The organism is Lacinutrix sp. YIN62 (assembly GCF_057219185.1).
On the sequence record NZ_JBXVVH010000049.1, the window covers coordinates 1 to 4,087 of the forward strand.

Annotated in this window: 3 protein-coding genes; all 3 read right to left on the bottom strand. The window is 29.1% G+C overall.

What is annotated here, in order from left to right; genetic code table 11:
- Positions 1-145: 145 nt before the first annotated feature.
- The gene (locus AC2D8I_RS15900; RefSeq protein WP_484707094.1) at positions 146-1,702 is read right to left on the bottom strand and encodes a Fic family protein; all 1,557 of its coding nucleotides are present in this window, start codon (positions 1,700-1,702) and stop codon (positions 146-148) included.
- A gap of 749 nt (positions 1,703-2,451) precedes the next feature.
- Positions 2,452-2,700 carry a hypothetical protein gene (locus AC2D8I_RS15905; protein WP_484707095.1) on the bottom strand — a complete coding sequence of 83 codons (249 nt, stop codon included), beginning with the start codon at positions 2,698-2,700 and terminating at the stop codon, positions 2,452-2,454.
- A gap of 116 nt (positions 2,701-2,816) precedes the next feature.
- Entirely contained in the window at positions 2,817-3,872 is a 1,056-nt protein-coding gene (locus AC2D8I_RS15910) for a hypothetical protein (protein WP_484707097.1), read from the bottom strand.
- Positions 3,873-4,087 lie beyond the last annotated feature (215 nt).

Genomic DNA, 4,087 nt, shown 5'->3' on the forward strand with positions numbered 1-4,087 from the left:
TCTGTTTGAATATAAGTAATATCAGATACCCAAACTTGATGTATTCTTTCTACATCAAAGTTCTGTTGTAATAAATTAGGTTCAATAGGATATTTATGATTACTACCTGATTACCTGCCTACCCGAATTTTGAAATTATTACTGTCTATCCATTAAACGATGCATTAAAAACCTGAGTGTACTTGTTTTCAATTTTATTTAAGACCTCTTCTGTTAACTCATTAAAAAATTTATCTTTTTTTATTTTAGATAATTTTCCATTATTCTGAACTAAAAACTTAATTAATAAATCAATGTCAGTATCTGGAAGCGTTATAAGGTCATTGATAAAGTTCGACATATTATCGTGTTGTTCCAGGAATTTTATTTCGTTTGGAATTATTTTCTCTATCGTTTCTTCAACACATTCATATAAAAATTCAGCCTGAATTGTTAAGTCTGCAAAACGATATAAATCTATAGTATCGTTTAAAATTTCAACATTATGATCTTCTGTTGTTACCCAGTCTATTAATTCTAATCTCGGTTCAGAAAAAGCTTCTAAAACGTCCTGATACTTACTAATATTATTTAAAATAGCTGCAGATATTGGAAAAATCATATCTCTACTTGTATATCCTTTTCTTATTAAAATATGATGTATTAAATACCTATGTAAACGACCGTTACCATCGGAAAATGGGTGTATAAACACAAATCCAAAAGCAATTACAGTTGCCATTAGAACAGGATCGTATGCACTTTGGTTTAATAATTTATTGGTTTCCATAAGCCCTTTCATAAGTGTTGGCAAGTCTTGGGCTTTTGCAGAAATGTGATCCGGAATAGGCGCAAAAGTTTCTCGATCGTGTTCACCAATAAATCCTTCCTTAGTTCTTAATCCCATTTGTTTGAGTTTGTTTTTGCCAATTACTATATTCTGTAACCGCTCTAACTCTTGAAGCGTTAATTCTTTTTTACCTGCTTGACCAATAGCCTTTCCCCAATTTCTGGCTCTTAGGTTTTCAGGTTTTTCTCCTTCAATGGCAAAAGATGCTTTTGAATCTTTTAATAACAAAAATGCGGCTGTTCTTCGAATTAAATCTTTGTCTTTTCCTTCTAAATCAAACACCATTTTATTAGAAAACTCTTTTTTTTGATAAGCTTCTATTTTATCTGTTCGATTGATTAACGGGCAAAATCCCTGTGTTCCAGGGAGGTTGTTTTTTACACGATGCCTAGTTGCATTTACTGTTGGACCAGGATATTGTAGTTTTGTATTTACAACCTCGACATAGGATCCTGTTTTTAGGTCTGGGATATCTATTATTTTTACTAATAGCCATTCGTACAAGAACCATATGCGTCTTGAATATTGCCCAGTAGGTTCTGTTAGTATATATTTTTTTATCCTTTCTTCTCCTAAATTAAGGAACAGTTGTTTTAAAATATACAGATTGATGCCTTCGTATTTAATAGCAAATATGATATGACTTATGATGTCATTATTTGGTTTATGTCGCTTTGTAAAGACTTGCCATCTATCGGTTTTATATTTTTGATGTTTGTTTGTTACTATAGCTAATTCCCTAGGGATAGGAACTGCTTTATTTGTTTCTTGTATTAGAAACTCTATCAACAAAGCATAGCCAACCAATACGCCAGGTTCTGGTGTGTCTCTATTATGAAAAGAGGTTACTTGTTGTGAAAAATAATTACTCATCTTGCTTTTATATGAATTTCATTTACAAATATAATATGAAAAATGTTTACTTTTCGTGAAAAATGATTATAATTCGACACAATGCATGAAAAGTGATTATAGCTTGTTGTTGCTTTTATAAGCTTTCTTCTGGAATTTTGATGCTAGTACTACAGATTAAACAAAAGATGAATTGCGCGTTGGCTAAAAATACTGGTTGTGGTAATGTAGCGTCTATCCGCAGGTAGGTGCGCAATGGACATAACTAGTATTGTGCGGAACTGGAAGCTTTTGCGATTGAAAGGGTGTAGCCTTTCGCGGAACGATAGAATGAGTAAGTGCTGGAAGTGTGGACTCGTAAATGTCTCAATATAGCATTCTATTTCATTTTTAAGATATTCTCAAAATGCTTTAAATCATTATATAATAATTCTTTGTTTATCATTCTAAACAAGCGGGAATTATTACAATGTAATCCATTATTTCATTTTTTAAGGGTTTGATTGGAATTGCAATAACACAAGTCTTTTATTCTTAACTTTTTGCTTTGTAATCGTTGAATCATTAATCTGCCAATGGTCTTAATATCTGTTATTCCTAATATGTCTTGATACGATTGCACAACACCTATTGAACCGTGATTATATTCACCATAATTTTTCCATCTTTAATTAAATTGAAGGCTCCTTTCTTTATAATTATAAGATATGCACAATATAAGTCTTGACTTCTTTTAGAAAAATCATTAAGTTTTTGAGTCTTTCGCCAGTTTACAAAAGGCAAATCATTCCAATTCGTTTTTGTAATTTGATATGCGCCTGCGGCGGTTGAATTATATTTATATATATTTTTGGATGGCTACTCGTATCTTTTCCGTGATCTGAAAAAGAACTACCTCCAACAATACGTTTATAACCACCTTCATCAGAAGTTCCTTCACCTATTCTTATCATCCTCATAAAAGCTCTTAAGCGTGCTTCACATTCGCATACTTTTTCTTCGCTTTTATTCTGTTCCAAGTTTAACTCCTCACCAAGAACTACAGCGTTGTTGGTTTCTGTAATTTCTTTGCTAAATTTGTAAGAATTATTTTTTAATATTTTCTTACTCTTCTAAATATAATCGTCAAATCATATTATTCATTACACTTTTTTAAAATGATTGGATTTATATTATTATTCTCTTTTTTAAAAATAAAATTTTCAACAAAGTCTAATTCTTTTGTTTTCATATTGTATAAGCCCTTCCAATCTATCTCTATTATTCTGTCATTAATAACTTTAATGCTAGCTATACTTTCTTTTTTTGAAATTTCATTTTCAGTAACATTCTTCTTATCTTCGTAATAATATTCTTGAGAAGCAACATTATTAAAAAATAAGTTAAATGTATTGTCTTTATTAGAACTCTTTTCTAAAATACAATTTATATATATTGAATTATCGGAGTTTAAAGATAAAAAGACTTCGTTTTTTTTATTAATGCTAAACTCTGTCAAATCAGATTTACAATTATAATTCCATTGTCCTTCTAAAGAAATTGGTTCTCGAGTATTACTTGTCTTAATTTTTTCGCATAAATTTTTATCTAAATAATTTAAAAACTGATATTTCATATTATCTTCATCCCAATATATGAAAAAACCTGATTTTTCAAAGTAATTGATATTAATGACATTAATATCACAAATACTACCTTTTTCTAAATAAGATAAAATTCCATATTCATCTTCACTATAAATAACTGTTTTTATAAGATCGTCTTTATATAAACCTGTTTTGTATACAATATGTGGTGTTAAGTTTTCCTTGAAATTATTGAAAACTAATAAAAAAGGAAAGTTATAATTATTATACCCTTCTACATTATAATTGTTATTACTAAGAATTATAGCAAAATCTTTTTTACCATTATTAGTGAAATCTCCAGAAATTGAATATGGGCAGATTTGACTATTTTCATGCTTTGCAAAATCTAATAAAAAACCTACAAGATCTTTGTTAAAGTCATTTAAAGATACTTTAGACCATTTATCAGAATTCTTCTTTAAGTAGTTTTCAATCTCCAAAGGGATTTGACAATTACTTTTTAAAGGAATGTTATTATTAGTGTTTACTTTGTTATTTGTGAGTTTTTTACAACTAATGAAAAGTAGTAGTAAATATGCTCCAAATAGTTTTGTTTTATACATAAAATTCTATATTAATTACCGTGAATATGATTATGATGTCCATCAGAATGAACTGAGCCAGGAATTTTACCTTTATCTGTGTAAAAGATAGAAAAATGCCCTGTTTCTTTGAGACACTATCCTAAAAAGTGTGTAAGTTCAAAATTTCAGGGTTAGGTTATTTATATCCTAATCCTGTTTTCAAATATAGCTAAAAATTGGTTTAGTATAAGTCC